Source organism: Chitinophaga chungangae (assembly GCF_017742215.1).
Taxonomy (GTDB): domain Bacteria; phylum Bacteroidota; class Bacteroidia; order Chitinophagales; family Chitinophagaceae; genus Chitinophaga; species Chitinophaga chungangae.
The window spans coordinates 656,279-671,120 of the sequence record NZ_JAGHKP010000003.1; the positions used below are offsets into that span (position 1 = coordinate 656,279).

The following is a 14,842-nucleotide window of genomic DNA, read 5'->3' on the forward strand; positions in this document are numbered from 1 at the left end:
TACAAAGTGTAAGGTAGAATTATATATTTGCATTCACCGCAAACATGCTAATACCCTTTTAACTTACTTGATGCGTTCACCAGTTCAGATAAGCATCTTTGCCCTATTTTGGTTGCTGACCTTGATCCAAACCGCCCCGGCGCAGGAACGAAGCTATAATTTCGATTCCTATGGCGTGGACAGGGGTTTGACCCAAAGCAGCATCTACAGCCTGATCCAGGACGAGGAGGGGTTTCTCTGGATCTCTACCTTCGACGGGGTGAACCGGTTCGACGGGTATGTGTTCAACGAATACCGCTACAATCCCGCTTTCCAGAAAAGCCCGCTCCGCCCGCAGGAACGCGTGGTGTACAGTTCCGCTTCGCAGCAGGGCAGGGCCGTAGTAAAAAGTTTCGGTCTTTCCGGCACCCGCCACCATTCTTTCTACCGCGACGCGCGCAACCAGCTCCTGATCGCCCACAATCTCGGCATCAGCCTGTACGACCGCTATAAGAACACTTTCCGCGACGTATTCATCGATTCCGGCTACGTCAACGAAGCGGAACGCGATTTTATCGCGAAATTCAAAATACTCGGGGAAGACCAGGCCACGCAGACCCTTTGGGTATGGCGCCCTTCCAAAGGGCTGTACCTGCTCGACAACATCACCTACGAGCTCAAAAAGATCATCCTGTACCCGCCGTCGTTCATGAAACGCAAGCTGGCCGCGCAGGCGCTCGTTAAGCAGGACGATCATATCTGGATGATCTTTGAAAAAGAAGAGCTGGTGAAAATGGACATCCATACCACCCGGCTCACCACGTATTGCCTGCCCACGCTGGCGGAGAAACCCGTGATCAAAGTGCTCAACTCCGATTCGCTGCTGCTGGCCAGCAACGGGCATATCACGATATTCGACACCAAACGGAACAAGTATACCGACCTTCCCTACACCGTGCTCAACGAACTGAAAGAGCCGTTCCTGCCTTCGGCCATCGAGCTGGACGACCGCGGCAACGCCTGGATCGGCGGGAACAACGGCGTGCTCGTGTTTAACTTCGCCAACCACGAGATCTCCAATCACATCACCAGCTTCAACGGCTTCGAAACCAATTCCTTCAACAAGATCATCTCGCTTTACCGCGACGCCGGCAACAACATGTGGATCGGCACGGATGGGGACGGGCTGAAAATATACGCGCCGAACAAAAAGGTATTTTCATTGTACCGTTCGCCACGCATTTCGCATAACATCGTAAAAGCCGTGTACAAACATGACGACGGCAGGCTGTACGTCGGGCTGTTGCAGGATGGGCTGGACATTTACGAAAAAGGCGGAAAATACCTCAAACGGATCTCCAACGAAGAAAAACCGGGCACTTTTCCCGCCAACAACCTGCACGCCATTTGCCGGGAAGATTATGAGACATTGTGGTTCCACTTCGTGAGAGGCCACATCGGCCAGTTCGACATCAAATCCGAAAGCTTCCGCGATCTTACGCCCAAAGTAGAGGCGCTGGGCCTGCCGCCGCAGGATGATATTTACCCCTTCGTGAACAAACGGCCCAACGGCGAAACCTATTTCAACTACGGCGAATACCTGCTGAAATTCAACAGTTCCGAAAAAGGGCTTAGCGCGGCTATCGTGCACCGTTTCCCGGACGAACAGCTCACCTGTTTTTTCGAGGATTTCTGGGGCAATCAATACGTGGGCACCAAAGCGCACCTGTATTGCCGCAAAACCGATGAAAGCAAATGGGAACAGATCGACCTTGGCCTGCAGGACATCGAGATCAAATCCATCAACAAAAACGCCCACAAACAACTGTTGGTAGCCACCAACAAAGGGCTGCTGGTGCTGGACGACGAATACCGCAAGCTCAAACATTACAATAGCTACGATTACACCGGCATGGTGAGCGATTACGTGTACGCCGTGCTGCTGGACGATAAAGACGGCATCTGGATCAGCCATAACAAAGGCATCACGCAGATCCGGCAGAATGCGGACAACCTGGTGACCTACAACTTCGAGGACGGGCTGCAAAGCAATGAATTCAATACCGGCGCTTATTTCAAAAGCATGGACGGCGAATTGTTCTTTGGCGGCATCCGCGGCGTGACCGGGTTTTACCCCCGCAACTTCAAAAACAATCCCTGGGTGCCCAAGGTGATCATCAAACGCCTGGAGGTGCTGGACAAACCTTTTAAATCGGATACTGCAATATCGCTGCTGCACAGGGTGGAATTGCCGTATAACCAGAATACGATCGCCATCGAATACGTGCCGCTGGAATTTACCAACCCTTTGAAAAACAAAGTGCAGTACATGCTCGAAGGGGCGGATGAAGACTGGCTGATGGCGGGCAATCAGAGCATGGCGCGGTATACCAACCTGCGGCCCGGTACTTACCTGTTTAAAGTAAAAGCCTGCAACAACGACGAGGTGTGGAACACCGAGCCCACCACGCTGCAGATCGTGATCAGGATACCGTTCTGGCAAAGCCTGTGGTTCAGGTTCCTGCTGCTGCTGCTGGTATTGGGCATAGCGTATTATTTCTCGGCGCTTTACCTCGATTACAAGATCAGGAATGAAAAGCTGAAGCTGGAGAAGGAGCAGGCGGTAGACCAGGAACGCGCGAGGATCTCGAGCGATATGCACGACGACCTTGGCTCCGGGCTTTCCACCATCCGCCTGCTGAGCGAGATCGCCAAACGCAAGATCAGGGATACGGGGCAGACGAAGGAAATAGAACGCATCTCAGAGGCCGCGGGCGAGCTGGTGGACAAAATGAGCGAGATCATCTGGGCGATGAACTCTTCCAACGATTCGCTGGCCAACCTGATCGCGTACATCCGCAGTTTTGCGGCGGATTTCCTGGAGCACGCGCATATCCAGCACCACTTCATAATACCGGAGAACATTCCCAACGTGAAGCTGAGCGGGGGCACGCGCCGGCATATTTACCTGGCGGTGAAGGAGTCACTGCACAACGTGGTGAAACATTCGCAGGCGTCCGAGGTGATCATCGAAGTGAAAGTTTTCAAAAACATGACGATCATGATCAAGGACAACGGGAAGGGCTTCGACCCCGAAAAGGTACGCCTGTTCGGCAACGGGCTGAAAAATATCGAGAAGCGGATGCAGCAGGTGGGAGGGCAGGCAGACATTATATCACAAAACGGTACGACAGTTTTCTTAGATATACCATTAAATTAATCTAAATTTACTTTTTATAACATCTTGGTGTTATGACTTTAAACTGAAATGATGGTATATTCGAAAAAAAAGCTACAAAATAGCATGGACATCATCTCTGTGGCTATTGTTGAGGACAATCATGATATCCGTCAGGCTATGGAGTTGCTGATCAATGGTTCAGAAGGATATGCTTGTATTGGCGCTTTCAACAATGCAGAAAATGCGCTTGAAAAAATCCCCCAATTGTTACCCAACGTGGTGCTGATGGACTTTAACCTCCCCGGCATGAACGGTATCGAATGCATCACCCGCCTGAAAGCGGAATTCCCTGATATGCAATTCATGATGCTTACTGTTTACGAGGACGATGACAAGATCTTTATGGCCCTTGAAGCGGGCGCAAGCGGGTACATTCTGAAAAAGACCTCTCCCGGCGAATTGCTGGACGCCATCCGCGACCTGCACGACGGCGGCTCGCCCATGAGCAGCCAGATCGCAAGAAGGGTGGTGGCTTATTTCCAGAAACAGGCTAAACCGAACCCCGCACTAGAAGCGCTTACTTCCCGTGAAAAGGAAATTCTCGACCAGCTGAGCAAAGGTTTCCTGTACAAGGAGATCGCCGGCAACCTGTTCATCAGCATCGAGACCGTGCGAAGGCACGTGCACAACATTTACGAAAAACTGCATGTGCGCAGCCGTACGGACGCCGTTAATAAATACTTCAACCGCTAACCGCGGTCAATGCATAAAATTGGAAGGAACCACCTGCGTGGTTCCTTTTTTGTTCATAAAATGCCCTGGCAAAATTATTCCGGCATAAACGACGAGGCTGCCTCAAAGGGGCAGCCTCTTTTTGTATCAGGAAGGTTACGGATTATACGCTAGTTAATGAGCACTTCATCTACGAAGATCCATGCTTTTTTCCCTTTGCCGTCGTGCCAGGAAGGAAGTTTCGGCACGGGTACGGCCACCACTTTCAGACAGGTGATCTCTTTGCCGGGGAACTTGCATTCCAGCGGGTTGTAGCCCGGCGGCGTGTCTTTCCCGGGCATCGTTGGATGCACGGTTTTCAGCAGCGTAAGTTTCTCCGGGCTGGCGCCGCCCCATATTTCAAGGCGCTGCGGCGGGAAAATGTAACTGTCTTTGCGCTGCAGCGTGCTCACTGTTACGGCGCTGACGTTTACCGGCTTGTGGAACAGCAGCAGCAGCTGCATGTCGTTGTAACGGAAACCGAGCCATTTGCCGTTGCCGAAGTCGAAATTGCCGGTGATGTGATCGAGGAAAGTACGTGCGCCGTCGCCGAGGTATTTTTCGTTGGCCGGCGTCAGCAGCACGGCGCTGTCCGGCTGATAGGTGGTTTTCAGGAACCGCGCCTGCACGGTCTGGCTGCCGTACCAGCCCGGCTTGAAAGCACGCGCTTTTACGGTGAAGCTGCTGTCTACGCGGATGCTGTCCATATACACCTGCGAATTTACGCTGTCCGGCTCCGTTCCGTCGAGCGTATACCTGATCTCCGCGCCTTTGATGGGGTGGCGCAGCGACAGGGTTTGCCGGCCGAGGAAGATGGTTTGTTCGTTGCCGATGATCGGCGGGTTGAGCTTCAGCGGCTCGATGCCTTCGGAACTGTACCCTTTTTCGAAACGAATGCGTTTTTGTTTGTCCAGCTGCTGCCAGTCGCCGCTGGTGAGCGGGGTGCTCCAGCAATATACTTCGCGCAGCGATTTGTTCTGCATCAGTTGCTGCAAATGCGGCAGGGTAATGGCGGTGCCGGACAATGCAAGGCTTTGCAGGTGCGGCAGCGCGGCCAGTTCTTTTAAACCCTCGCCCTTGATGGCCGTGAAATCGAGGTTGAGCTTGCGCAGCTGTGTGAACTGTTTGATGATGGACAGGTCTTCGTCCTTCACCGGCATTTTTTGCAGGTGAAGCTCCACCAGCTGGCCTTTCAGCGGAAGCAGCTCTTCGAGCGCCTTTTTGCTGTATTGTGTTTTGTTATAGAAATTGGCTACCAGCGCTGGACTGTTTCTCGCGATGGGATAGATCACGCGGTAGTTGTTGTTGAGTTTTTTGACGGTGTTTTCGCTTGCGGCCGCGAAGTTGTATTCTTCTTCGGCGGGCGGGGCAAGGAATTGCGTGGCCAGCTGGTACAGCGTGTCTTCCTGCGGCAGTGCGGTCACCATCATTTTAAAGTCCGCGCCTTTGCTGATCCACTGTTGCAGGATGGCGATCTCGTCTGGCGTTAGCTGCGTTTTGTTTTTGGGAGGCATGTGCTCCTTGGCGTCCAGCGGCAGGTGCAGGCGCTCCATCATCAGGCTGGCGGCGGGATTGCCGGCGATGAACAGCGGGCCGGTTTTCCCGCCTTTCAACAATTGCTCCGTGGTTTGCATCAGCAGCTCGCCTTTGGCTTTAGCGGAATTATGACAGCTGTAACATTTCTGTTCCAGTATCGGCTTCACCAGGTGGTCGAATACCACGGCCTGCGTGATGGGAATGGCCTTCGGTTTGGGCGTTACCGGCGCCAGCAAAAAGTCGTCGCCATGCGTGAGGTTCGCCCCGAAATGCCCGGTGATGGCGATGGACACGAGCAACAAAGCCCCGCCGGGTTTCAGCAGTTTGTTGGCGGATGGCGGCATATCGGCTTTTACTTTTGTGCTGCGGTACCAATACAACGCCGTAGCGATCCACAACACGGCGATGCCGGCCCATTTGTGCCAGGCGAGCATGCTTCCGCCATACCCTTCTTCACGCGATAAAATAATGCCCATGATCACGGAAAGGGCCGCGGTTAAAGTGCCCGTCAGCCAAAGGCCGTTCAACAGGTCGCGGTCTTTGAACTTCATGAAATCCAGCGCCACGGCCAGTATGATCAGCACGATGGGAAAGTGCAGCAGCAAAGGATGCATTCTGCCTGCCACCTGCAGCCAGGCGGGTATGTGCAGTTGCTGATAAAAAACGAGCAGGAAAAGGATAAAAATGTTACCCGCAATGAGCGCATTGTCGGCGATCTTTTTCAGCATGCTACACGCGTTTGAATTTATAGGGATATACCTTGCCAGACGCCCATTGCGCCACATACACGTTCTCATCGTCGTCTACCATCACGTCGTGCGGATGGTGCAGGATCTTTTCCGCCTGCTGCATCTGCTGCAGCACGCCGTTGTCGTATACGGGAGCGGTGCCGCCGAGGTTAGACACCACTTTGTTGTCTTTGTCGAGAATGGTGATAAAACCGCTGCCCTCTTTGCCCATATCCGGCGAGCGCAGCACCGCGGCGTAGAGATGGTCGCCCCTGATCACAGGGCGGCATACGCAGGCGCCGGGCAGTATGATCTTTTCCTGCAGTTCGCCGCTCATGCTGAACCGTTTGAAACAGTTGCGCGTGCGGTCGGTTACCAGCAGGGTAGGCGAGCCGTTCCGTTTGTCGATGGTGATGCCGTGGGCGTTGTCCAGGTGTTTGTCTCCTTCGCCCCTGCCGCCGAAAAAGCCGAGCAGCTTGCCGGAAGCGTTGTAGTGAAGCACATATTGCGATCCGTAACCGTCCGCGATAAAAAAGTCGCCATTGTCTGCCACCGTGGTTTCAGTCGGCACAAAAGCTTCTTTCTTTTGATACACGCCGCTTTCCGCCGGGTAATCGATGGTGAGCAGCACTTTCCCGTCCAGCGTGGTCTTAAACACCTGGTGCCGGTCGGTATCGGTGATGAATAACGTGCCTTCGGGCGAAAGCGTAAGACCGTGCGCCCCGGGAAATTCATGCCCCCAGCTGCTCAGCAGCTTGCCGCTTTTGTTGTAGATCAAAACGTTGTTCTTCGTTTCATTGGTCAGCAAAAAAATACGGCCTTTTTTGTCCTGTATCATTTCATGGCAGTCTTTCACCGGGAACCGCGCGGGATCGAGGTTTCCCCACTTGTTGTCTAACCGGTACCGCATGTTGTTATGACCGTAAACGTCGCCGTTGTCGCGGGCGAACAGACCCTGGCTGATATAAAACGATCCGCCTGTAATGGCGGCGGAGCGCAGAAAATTTCTTCTGTTCATATGGTTATGCTATCAGATCTTTTATAACGGTGCCACTCACGTCTGTGAGGCGGTAACGGCGGCCGAGGTGTTTGAAGATAAGTTTTTCGTGATCGAGCCCCAGCAGGTGCATCACGGTTGCCTGGAAGTCGTGCACATGCACGGGATCTTTTGTGATGTTGTACCCAAAGTCGTCGGTTTCGCCATACACCAGTCCCGGTTTCACGCCGCCGCCCGCCATCCAGATGGAGAAGCAGCGGGGGTGATGGTCGCGGCCGTAGTTGTCTTTCGTCATTTTTCCCTGGCTGTAATTGGTGCGCCCGAATTCGCCGCCCCATATCACAAGCGTTTCGTCGAGCATGCCGCGTTGTTTCAGATCGGTGATAAGCGCGGCGGAAGCCTGGTCCACATCCAGCGCCTGGTTGGCCATTTCTTTGGGAAGATTGCCGTGCTGGTCCCATCCCTGGTGGTACAGTTGCACGAAACGCACGCCGTTTTCGCTGAGCTTGCGCGCCAGCAGGCAGTTGGAGGCGAAAGTGCCGGGCACCAGGCAATTAGGCCCGTATAGTTTAATGATATCGTCCGGTTCTTTCGTGAGATCGGTAATGTCCGGCACGGCGGTCTGCATACGGTACGCCATTTCGTACTGCTGGATCTTGGTGCTGATCTCAGGGTCGCCAAACTCGCTGTAGGCAAGGTTGTTCAGCTCCGAGAGTTTATCGAGCATCTTGCGGCGGCCGGTGGAATCCATGCCGGTGGGATTATTCAGGTACAGTACGGGGCTTTCGCCGCTGCTGAACTGAACGCCCTGGTGAATGCTGTCGAGGAAGCCATTGGTCCAGAGTTTGGAATACACGCCCTGCCCGTTGCCCTTGCCGCGCGAAAGCAGTACGCAAAACGCGGGAAGATTTTTATTCTCGCTGCCCAGGCCGTAGCTGAGCCATGCGCCCATGCTCGGGCGGTTGCCCTGCTGCGCGCCGGTCTGGAAGAACGTGAGCGCGGGGTCGTGGTTGATGGCTTCGGTGAACATGGAGCGCACGATGCAGATATCGTCTACCACTTTGGCGGTGTAAGGGAACAGGTCGCTGACCCACGCGCGGGCCTGACCGTACTGCTGGAAATCGTAATAGGAGCCGACGAGCGGGAACGAGGACTGACCGGAGGTCATGCCTGTAAGCCTTTGCCCCATACGTACGGAGGCGGGCAGTTCCTGGCCCATCATTTCACGGAGCTTCGGTTTGTAGTCGAACGATTCGAGCTGCGAAGGCGCGCCGTTCTGAAAAAGATAGATCACTCTTTTGGCTTTGGGCGCGAAGTGCGGGATGCCTGGCGCCAGGCCGATATCGTCCAGGTCGCCGCCGCCGAACAGGTCGGGGATGAGGAGCGAACCGAGCGCAACGCTGCCCAGCCCGAGGCTGAGGCGGCTCAGGAATCGGCGGCGGTTCATGTTCAGGCCGTGTTCCAGGAATTCTTTATCCATCAGGGAGTGTTTTAGATTTGATAATCCGTCAGCTTTTGCTGGTCGATTCTTCGAGATTGTAAATAGCGGTGATCACCTGCATGAGCGCGGCCACTTCGGTGTATTCGTTTTTATCGGGCAGCTTGTATTCTCCGTGATGAAGGAGCTTGTCTGCCATCGCGGGCTGGCTGCGGAAATGCGCCTGCTGGTCTTTATAATATTCCTGTAGTATCTCCAGTTCCTTCGGCTGCGGTTTGCGGCAAACGATCAGCCTGAAAGCCGTTTCCACGGGCTGTGTTTTCTTTTCGTGCAGCAGCCTCGCCGCCAGTACGCGCGAAGCTTCCAGCACGGTGGGATCGTTGAGCATTACCAGCGCCTGCAGCGGCGTGTTGGTGGTAAGCCGTTTCACTTCGCACTGGTCGCGGTTGCTGCCGTCGAATATCATGAGCGAAGGTGGCGGCACGGTACGTTTGATGAAGGTGTACAAACCGCGCCGGTAAAGGCTTTCACCATGGTCCTGCTGATACGTGGCGAGAATGCCGCGGCCGGAAGTGGCCAGTTCCCACAACCCTTTCGGCTGATAAGGTTTCACGCTGGGCCCGCCGATCTTTTTCACAAGCAGGCCGCTGCTGCCCAGCACCAGGTCGCGCACGCCCTCTGCGGGCAGGCGGAAACGCGGCGCGCGGGAAAGCCAGGTATTATCGGGATCGGCCTCTAATTTTTCTTTCGGCACAACGGCGGATTGCCGGTAAGTAGCCGATGTCACCATTTGTTTCATCAGCCGTTTAATATCCCATCCGTGCTCCATAAAGTCCACCGCCAGCCAGTCGAGCAGCGCCGGGTGGGAGGGCAGTTCGCCCTGCATGCCAAAGTCGCCGGAGGTTTTAACGATGCCTTTGCCGAATATTTCCTGCCACATGCGGTTCACGTAAACCCTTGCCGTGAGCGGGTTCTGTTTGCTGAAAAGCCATTTCGCCAAACCGAGCCTGTTGGGCTGCAGGTTAAAATTCATGATGGAACGCGGCGTGCCTACGCCAACTTCAGGGCCGTGCGCGTCGTACACACCACGGTTAAGGATATACGTAGGCCGCAGCGAATCGCGTTCGCCCATGATGGACACGATCAGCCGGTTGGTATCCGTGCGGTTGATAAAGGTCAGCACGTCTTTCACTTCCGCGTTGGAGATCTCCATATACGGCGTTTTTGCGTAGGTTTCAGGCCCGCCCACGGCGGATTCCAGGCCTACTTCGCGGATGTTGTTGAAGAACGCGGAAAGCTGGTAATATTCTTTTTGTGTGAACGGATCGTATTTATGATCGTGGCATTGCGCGCATTCGATCGTTACGCCGAGAAAGGCTTTCCCGAATGTATTGGTGCGGTCGCGCACGTATTCCACGCGGTATTCCTCGTCGATCACGCCGCCTTCTTCGGTGATCTTGTGGTTGCGGTTGAAGCCCGTGGCCAGCAGCTGTTCGCGGGTGGCGTTGGGCATCAGGTCGCCGGCAAGCTGCCAGGTAACGAAGGTGTCGTAGGGCAGATTGATGTTGAAGGCATGGATCACCCAGTCGCGCCAGGGCCACATGGAACGGTAGTTATCGTCCTGGTAACCATGGGAATCCGCGTAACGCGCCACGTCCATCCAATGCACGGCCATTTTTTCGCCGTACTGCGGCATGGCCAGCAGCGTATCTACCAGGCGTTCGTAAGCATCGGGCCGCGTGTCCGCCAAAAAACGGTCCATCATTTCGATGGAAGGTGGCAGCCCGGTGAGGTCGAGGGCGGCGCGTTTGAGCAGGCGTTCCTTATCCGCTTCGGGATTGGGTTTGAGGCCGTTATTTTCCATGCCCTGGAGCACAAAACGGTCTATTTCGTTGCGCGGCCATGCTTCGTCGTCCACTTCCGGCGGCTGTACGGCTTTCGGCGGTACAAAAGCCCAGTGCGGTTTGTATTTCGCGCCCTGTTTGATCCACTTTTCAATGAGCTTGATCTCATGTTGCGTAAGGTGGAGGTTGGAATTGGGCGGCGGCATTCGCAGGGAAGTGTCTTCCGAAGTGATCCGCCGGTATACTTCGGATTCGTGCGGTTTGCCCGGAATGAACGCGAATGCGCCGGGCGTTTCTTTCAGGGCCTTAAAAGCGCTGTCGCCAATGTCGAGCCGGAGGCCGGCTTCGCGTTTGTTCGCGTCGGGACCGTGACAGGTAAAACATTTGTCGGAGAGAATAGGCCTGATGTGGAAATTGTAATCCACTTCATCCGGCATTTTTCCGGCGGTCGCGCTGCGGGAGCCGGAAGAGGATGTGCACGCACGGAATAATACCAGGCTTATAACAGCAAAAGCCACTATGTGGTTTCTTTTCATTGGTGTGGAATGTAGCGCCGCCCGTAATGGTAGCATCATTACAAACGGCAATATCAATTAATGGGAGGGACACATTATGTTAATGTCTCCTCGTGTGCAAGCTGTAACTGTAGTGTATTATCCTGTGTGTGCAGACAATTTACAGAATCCCGGCGGGGTTTGCAAATCTTTAACGGTTTTTGCAATTATAAGCGTATAAATGGTCAATATCGCAGAAAAAAAAGACCCGCACCGGAAGGGGCGGGTCAGTTTTTTTCAACGGTCCCCGGTATGCCTTTATTACCGGGGTTTGGCTTGTGTGTGTTGGCTTAGTGGGCGGAGCGCAGCTTCACGGGGCGCATTTTTCTGAAATAAGTGCGCGTAAAGTGGGCGATCAGTACCACGGAGGCAATGCACAGGCATGCCAGTTTAAAAAGTAAGCCGGTTTTCATAGGTATAGGGATTAATAAGTTAAAAATTTGATCAGGAAATTAAATTCGGATAATGTCTAATGATAAAGGAGAAAAAGCGCTCAGCGCAGCATCTGCCAGGAATCGAACTTTTGCATCATGCGGATGAACACGTTTTTGAAACGGTGCATGTCCCGCTGTTCCCGGTTTACCAGGAAGGTAACGATGAGCGCTACGACCAGAACGGCAATAACTAACATAAAAAAGACAGTTTTCATCAGGATACTTTTAATGCTTTACTAAGGTTTTCTGTTTTCTTTAGGAAGCCGGATGTAAATATAGATAATTTAATCATATAAAATAATATTTGAATAGAAATTTATTTGATTGACTGTTATCCGGAATCTTTTCAAAAAGATATGCACTTTTTTGGTAACACGTTATTCTACGAACGTGTGATTTATTCCGGAAAAGGGGCGGATGGAAGGGAAATGTGAATATCCTCCCAAACCTTTCAGGTACAGTAAAATAAGTATGGTGCATAAAATCTACTTGGGATATTGTCACAATCCTTTATTTTTGCCAACGACCGGGTTTTGCTAAAAGATTTAGTAAGGGGCCGGGGCCTGCCTCACCCCAACGGTTTCAACATCAAGCGTTTAACAGACAGACTATGGCAGAAAATAAAGACATGTTCAATGCCTATACGGAAGAATCCATCCGTTCGCTCGACTGGCGGGAGCACATCCGCCTCCGCCCCGGTATGTATATCGGCAAGCTGGGAGACGGCAGCAGTATGGACGATGGCATTTACATTCTCATCAAAGAGGTGGTGGATAACTGTATCGACGAACATATGATGGGTTTCGGCAAACAGATAGATATTAAGGTTTCAGAGCATAGCGTGACCGTGCGGGACTTTGGCAGGGGCATTCCCCTCGGCAAGGTGGTGGACGTTGTGAGCAAGATCAACACCGGCGCGAAATACGACAGCAAAGCCTTCCAGAAATCGGTAGGCCTCAACGGCGTGGGTACCAAAGCGGTGAACGCGCTCAGCAGCTATTTTAAAGTCACCTCCATCCGCGACGGCAAAGCCAAAGCCGCGGAGTTCGAAAGAGGCGTGCTTACCAAAGAACATAAGGAAACCTCCACCGGCGAGCCCAACGGCACGCTCGTGACCTTCAGCCCGGACGATACCGTTTTCAAGAACTATCATTATATACCGGATTTCCTGGAGAACCAGATCTGGAACTACTGCTTCCTCAACGCCGGGCTCACCATCAACTTCAACGGGCAGAAATTCCTGTCCAAAAACGGGCTGCTGGACCTGCTGCAACGCAAAACCAACCCGGACGACCTGCGGTACCCGGTGATCCACCTCAAGGGAGACGACATCGAAGTGGCCATCACCCACGAAAACCAGTACGGCGAAGAATATTATTCTTTCGTAAACGGTCAGCATACCACCCAGGGCGGTACGCACCTTGCGGCTTTCCGCGAGGCGTTCGTCAAAACCGTGCGCGACTTCTATAAAAAAGATTACGACGCTACAGACATCCGCGCTTCCATCTGCGCGGCCATTGCCGTGCGCGTGCAGGAGCCGGTGTTCGAAAGCCAGACCAAAACCAAGCTCGGTTCCCTGGCCGTGGCGGAAGGCGGGCAGAGCATGAAGAACTTCGTGCTGGAGTTCCTCAGCAAACAGCTCGACGATTATCTTCACCGCAACCCCTCCGTGGCGGACGCGCTGAAAAAAAGGATCGAACAAAGCGAAAGAGAAAGGAAAGAACTGGCCGGCATTAAAAAACTGGCCAACGACCGCGCCAAAAAAGCGAACCTGCACAACAAAAAGCTCCGCGACTGCCGCGTGCATATGAACGAGGAATATACGGGCAAACAGAAAGAAGAACTGGCCAGCAGGCAAAAAGAAACCACCATCTTCATCACGGAGGGCGATTCCGCGAGCGGTTCCATCACCAAAAGCCGCAACGTGGAAACACAGGCCGTGTTCAGCCTTCGCGGTAAACCGCTGAACTGTTACGGTCTTACCAAAAAGATCGTGTACGAAAACGAGGAATTTAACCTGCTGCAACACGCGCTGAACATAGAAGAAGGCATGGAAGGGTTGCGTTACAACAATATCGTGATCGCTACCGATGCGGACGTGGACGGGATGCATATCCGACTGCTGATGCTCACCTTTTTCCTGCAATTTTTCCCGGACCTGGTGAAGAACGGTCACGTTTATATCCTCGAAACGCCGCTGTTCCGCGTGCGCAACAAACAGCAGACCATTTACTGCTACAGCGAGGAAGAAAAACAAAAGGCCGTGAAAAAACTGGGCGCCAAACCCGAGATCACGCGATTTAAAGGTTTGGGTGAAATTTCGCCTGAAGAGTTCGGCCAGTTTATCGGCGATGATATGCGCAAATCGCCCATCATTCCTTCGCAGGACATGCCGGTGGCGAAAATGCTGGAATATTACATGGGCAAAAACACCCAGCACAGGCAGGATTTTATTATCAGCAACCTGCGTTATGAAAAAGACCTGGTAGAGGAGGCTGAAGAAGCCTAGGCTTAACATTAACCGTATAATTGAAATGATACTACATATCGTATTCGGGCAATCATCCGAGGCCAACCTGAAAGCGGCCATGGAACTGGACCCGCTGCTGGAGGGAGAAATACTGAGTTTTGAAGACGATCTCGCCGTGGGCCCGCTCTTTATTCTCGACACGCCCGACGGGCGCTCCGCCCGCAAAGAGTGGTGGAATACCGTGCAGGACGTGGTAGTGGCCGCGCCCGCCGAAGGAGAAGTGGCCGTGGCCCCGGCAGATCCCGTGCGCGAGCTGAAAGCCCGCCTCCGCGAAGAAGAAGAACTGACGATCTGGATCTGGGCCGGCCAGAATGCGACCGACGTGAGCGGTTATTACTGGCTGATCAGCCAGCTCGACCGTTTTTCCGGCCGCATCCATCTTATATATCTCAACAACCTGCCGTTCCTCAACGAAAAGAACGGCGTGTTTTATCCCACTCACCTGAGCCAGATTTTGCCGAAAGAATTCCTGAAAGCGAAAAAACTCGCCAGGGAAGTGTCGCTCGCGGAGTTTGAACTGGATGGCGACGAATGGCGCCGCCTGATGAACGAAAACGCCGGCGTGCGTATCCTGGAAGGCGGGAAAAAACTGCGCGGCGAGCCGGGCACGTTTTTCGACAAAGACCTGCTTGGCGCATCGAACAAAGAATTTCAAAAAGCGAATAAAGTGATCGCGCAGGTAGTGGGCAAGTTCAAATACCCCGTGATGGACCAGTTCCTCAACTGGCGGCTGAAAGAGCTGATCCGCGAGGAAAAGCTGGAATACAGGGGCGAACTGAAAACGATGCGCGATTACGAGATCAAATTGCCTGGCGGCGGAAACGAACCCGCGCCGGCAGAAAATGCATAA

At 53.4% G+C, this 14,842-nt stretch carries 10 protein-coding genes; 4 read left to right on the forward strand and 6 right to left on the reverse strand.

Features of this window, described 5'->3' with window-relative positions:
* Positions 1–121 precede the first annotated feature (121 nt).
* Positions 122–3,199, forward strand: a complete 3,078-nt coding sequence (locus J7I43_RS17075) for a ligand-binding sensor domain-containing protein (RefSeq protein WP_209147065.1) — start codon at positions 122–124, stop codon at positions 3,197–3,199.
* An 84-nt stretch (positions 3,200–3,283) separates the two neighbouring features.
* On the forward strand, positions 3,284–3,913 hold the full coding sequence (locus tag J7I43_RS17080) for a response regulator transcription factor (protein ID WP_209147066.1): 630 nt from the start codon (positions 3,284–3,286) through the stop codon (positions 3,911–3,913).
* 149 nt (positions 3,914–4,062) lie between these two features.
* Here J7I43_RS17080 and J7I43_RS17085 read toward each other — a convergent pair whose 3' ends face one another.
* The 6 genes from J7I43_RS17085 to J7I43_RS17105 form a co-directional block, all read right to left on the reverse strand.
* The gene (locus tag J7I43_RS17085) at positions 4,063–6,195 is read right to left on the reverse strand and encodes a chitobiase/beta-hexosaminidase C-terminal domain-containing protein (RefSeq protein WP_209147067.1); all 2,133 of its coding nucleotides are present in this window, start codon (positions 6,193–6,195) and stop codon (positions 4,063–4,065) included.
* 1 nt (position 6,196) lies between these two features.
* The gene (locus tag J7I43_RS17090) at positions 6,197–7,213 is read right to left on the reverse strand and encodes an NHL repeat-containing protein (RefSeq protein WP_209147068.1); all 1,017 of its coding nucleotides are present in this window, start codon (positions 7,211–7,213) and stop codon (positions 6,197–6,199) included.
* 4 nt (positions 7,214–7,217) lie between these two features.
* Positions 7,218–8,672: a DUF1501 domain-containing protein gene (locus J7I43_RS17095; protein ID WP_209147069.1), complete on the reverse strand. Its 1,455-nt coding sequence runs from the start codon at positions 8,670–8,672 to the stop codon at positions 7,218–7,220.
* 28 nt (positions 8,673–8,700) lie between these two features.
* Complete coding sequence (locus J7I43_RS17100; protein ID WP_209147070.1) at positions 8,701–11,010, reverse strand: PSD1 and planctomycete cytochrome C domain-containing protein; 2,310 nt, start codon at positions 11,008–11,010, stop codon at positions 8,701–8,703.
* A 308-nt stretch (positions 11,011–11,318) separates the two neighbouring features.
* Complete coding sequence (locus J7I43_RS24860) at positions 11,319–11,441, reverse strand: hypothetical protein (protein ID WP_262898759.1); 123 nt, start codon at positions 11,439–11,441, stop codon at positions 11,319–11,321.
* An 80-nt stretch (positions 11,442–11,521) separates the two neighbouring features.
* Positions 11,522–11,659: a hypothetical protein gene (locus J7I43_RS17105; protein WP_209147071.1), complete on the reverse strand. Its 138-nt coding sequence runs from the start codon at positions 11,657–11,659 to the stop codon at positions 11,522–11,524.
* Positions 11,660–12,072: 413 nt separating this feature from the next.
* Between J7I43_RS17105 and J7I43_RS17110 the strand changes: the two genes are divergently transcribed.
* Both J7I43_RS17110 and J7I43_RS17115 read left to right on the forward strand, forming a co-directional pair.
* Positions 12,073–13,971: a DNA topoisomerase IV subunit B gene (locus J7I43_RS17110; RefSeq protein ID WP_209147072.1), complete on the forward strand. Its 1,899-nt coding sequence runs from the start codon at positions 12,073–12,075 to the stop codon at positions 13,969–13,971.
* Positions 13,972–13,996: 25 nt separating this feature from the next.
* On the forward strand, positions 13,997–14,842 hold the full coding sequence (locus tag J7I43_RS17115; RefSeq protein ID WP_209147073.1) for a DUF1835 domain-containing protein: 846 nt from the start codon (positions 13,997–13,999) through the stop codon (positions 14,840–14,842).

Coding starts and splice junctions, on each gene's coding strand:
- J7I43_RS17080 (WP_209147066.1), top strand. CDS start 3,284: ATGGACATCATCTCTGTGGCTATTGTTGAGGACAATCATGATATCCGT.
- J7I43_RS17085 (WP_209147067.1), bottom strand. CDS start 6,195: ATGCTGAAAAAGATCGCCGACAATGCGCTCATTGCGGGTAACATTTTT.
- J7I43_RS17090 (WP_209147068.1), bottom strand. CDS start 7,213: ATGAACAGAAGAAATTTTCTGCGCTCCGCCGCCATTACAGGCGGATCG.
- J7I43_RS17095 (WP_209147069.1), bottom strand. CDS start 8,672: ATGGATAAAGAATTCCTGGAACACGGCCTGAACATGAACCGCCGCCGA.
- J7I43_RS17100 (WP_209147070.1), bottom strand. CDS start 11,010: ATGAAAAGAAACCACATAGTGGCTTTTGCTGTTATAAGCCTGGTATTA.
- J7I43_RS24860 (WP_262898759.1), bottom strand. CDS start 11,441: ATGAAAACCGGCTTACTTTTTAAACTGGCATGCCTGTGCATTGCCTCC.
- J7I43_RS17105 (WP_209147071.1), bottom strand. CDS start 11,659: ATGTTAGTTATTGCCGTTCTGGTCGTAGCGCTCATCGTTACCTTCCTG.
- J7I43_RS17110 (WP_209147072.1), top strand. CDS start 12,073: ATGGCAGAAAATAAAGACATGTTCAATGCCTATACGGAAGAATCCATC.
- J7I43_RS17115 (WP_209147073.1), top strand. CDS start 13,997: ATGATACTACATATCGTATTCGGGCAATCATCCGAGGCCAACCTGAAA.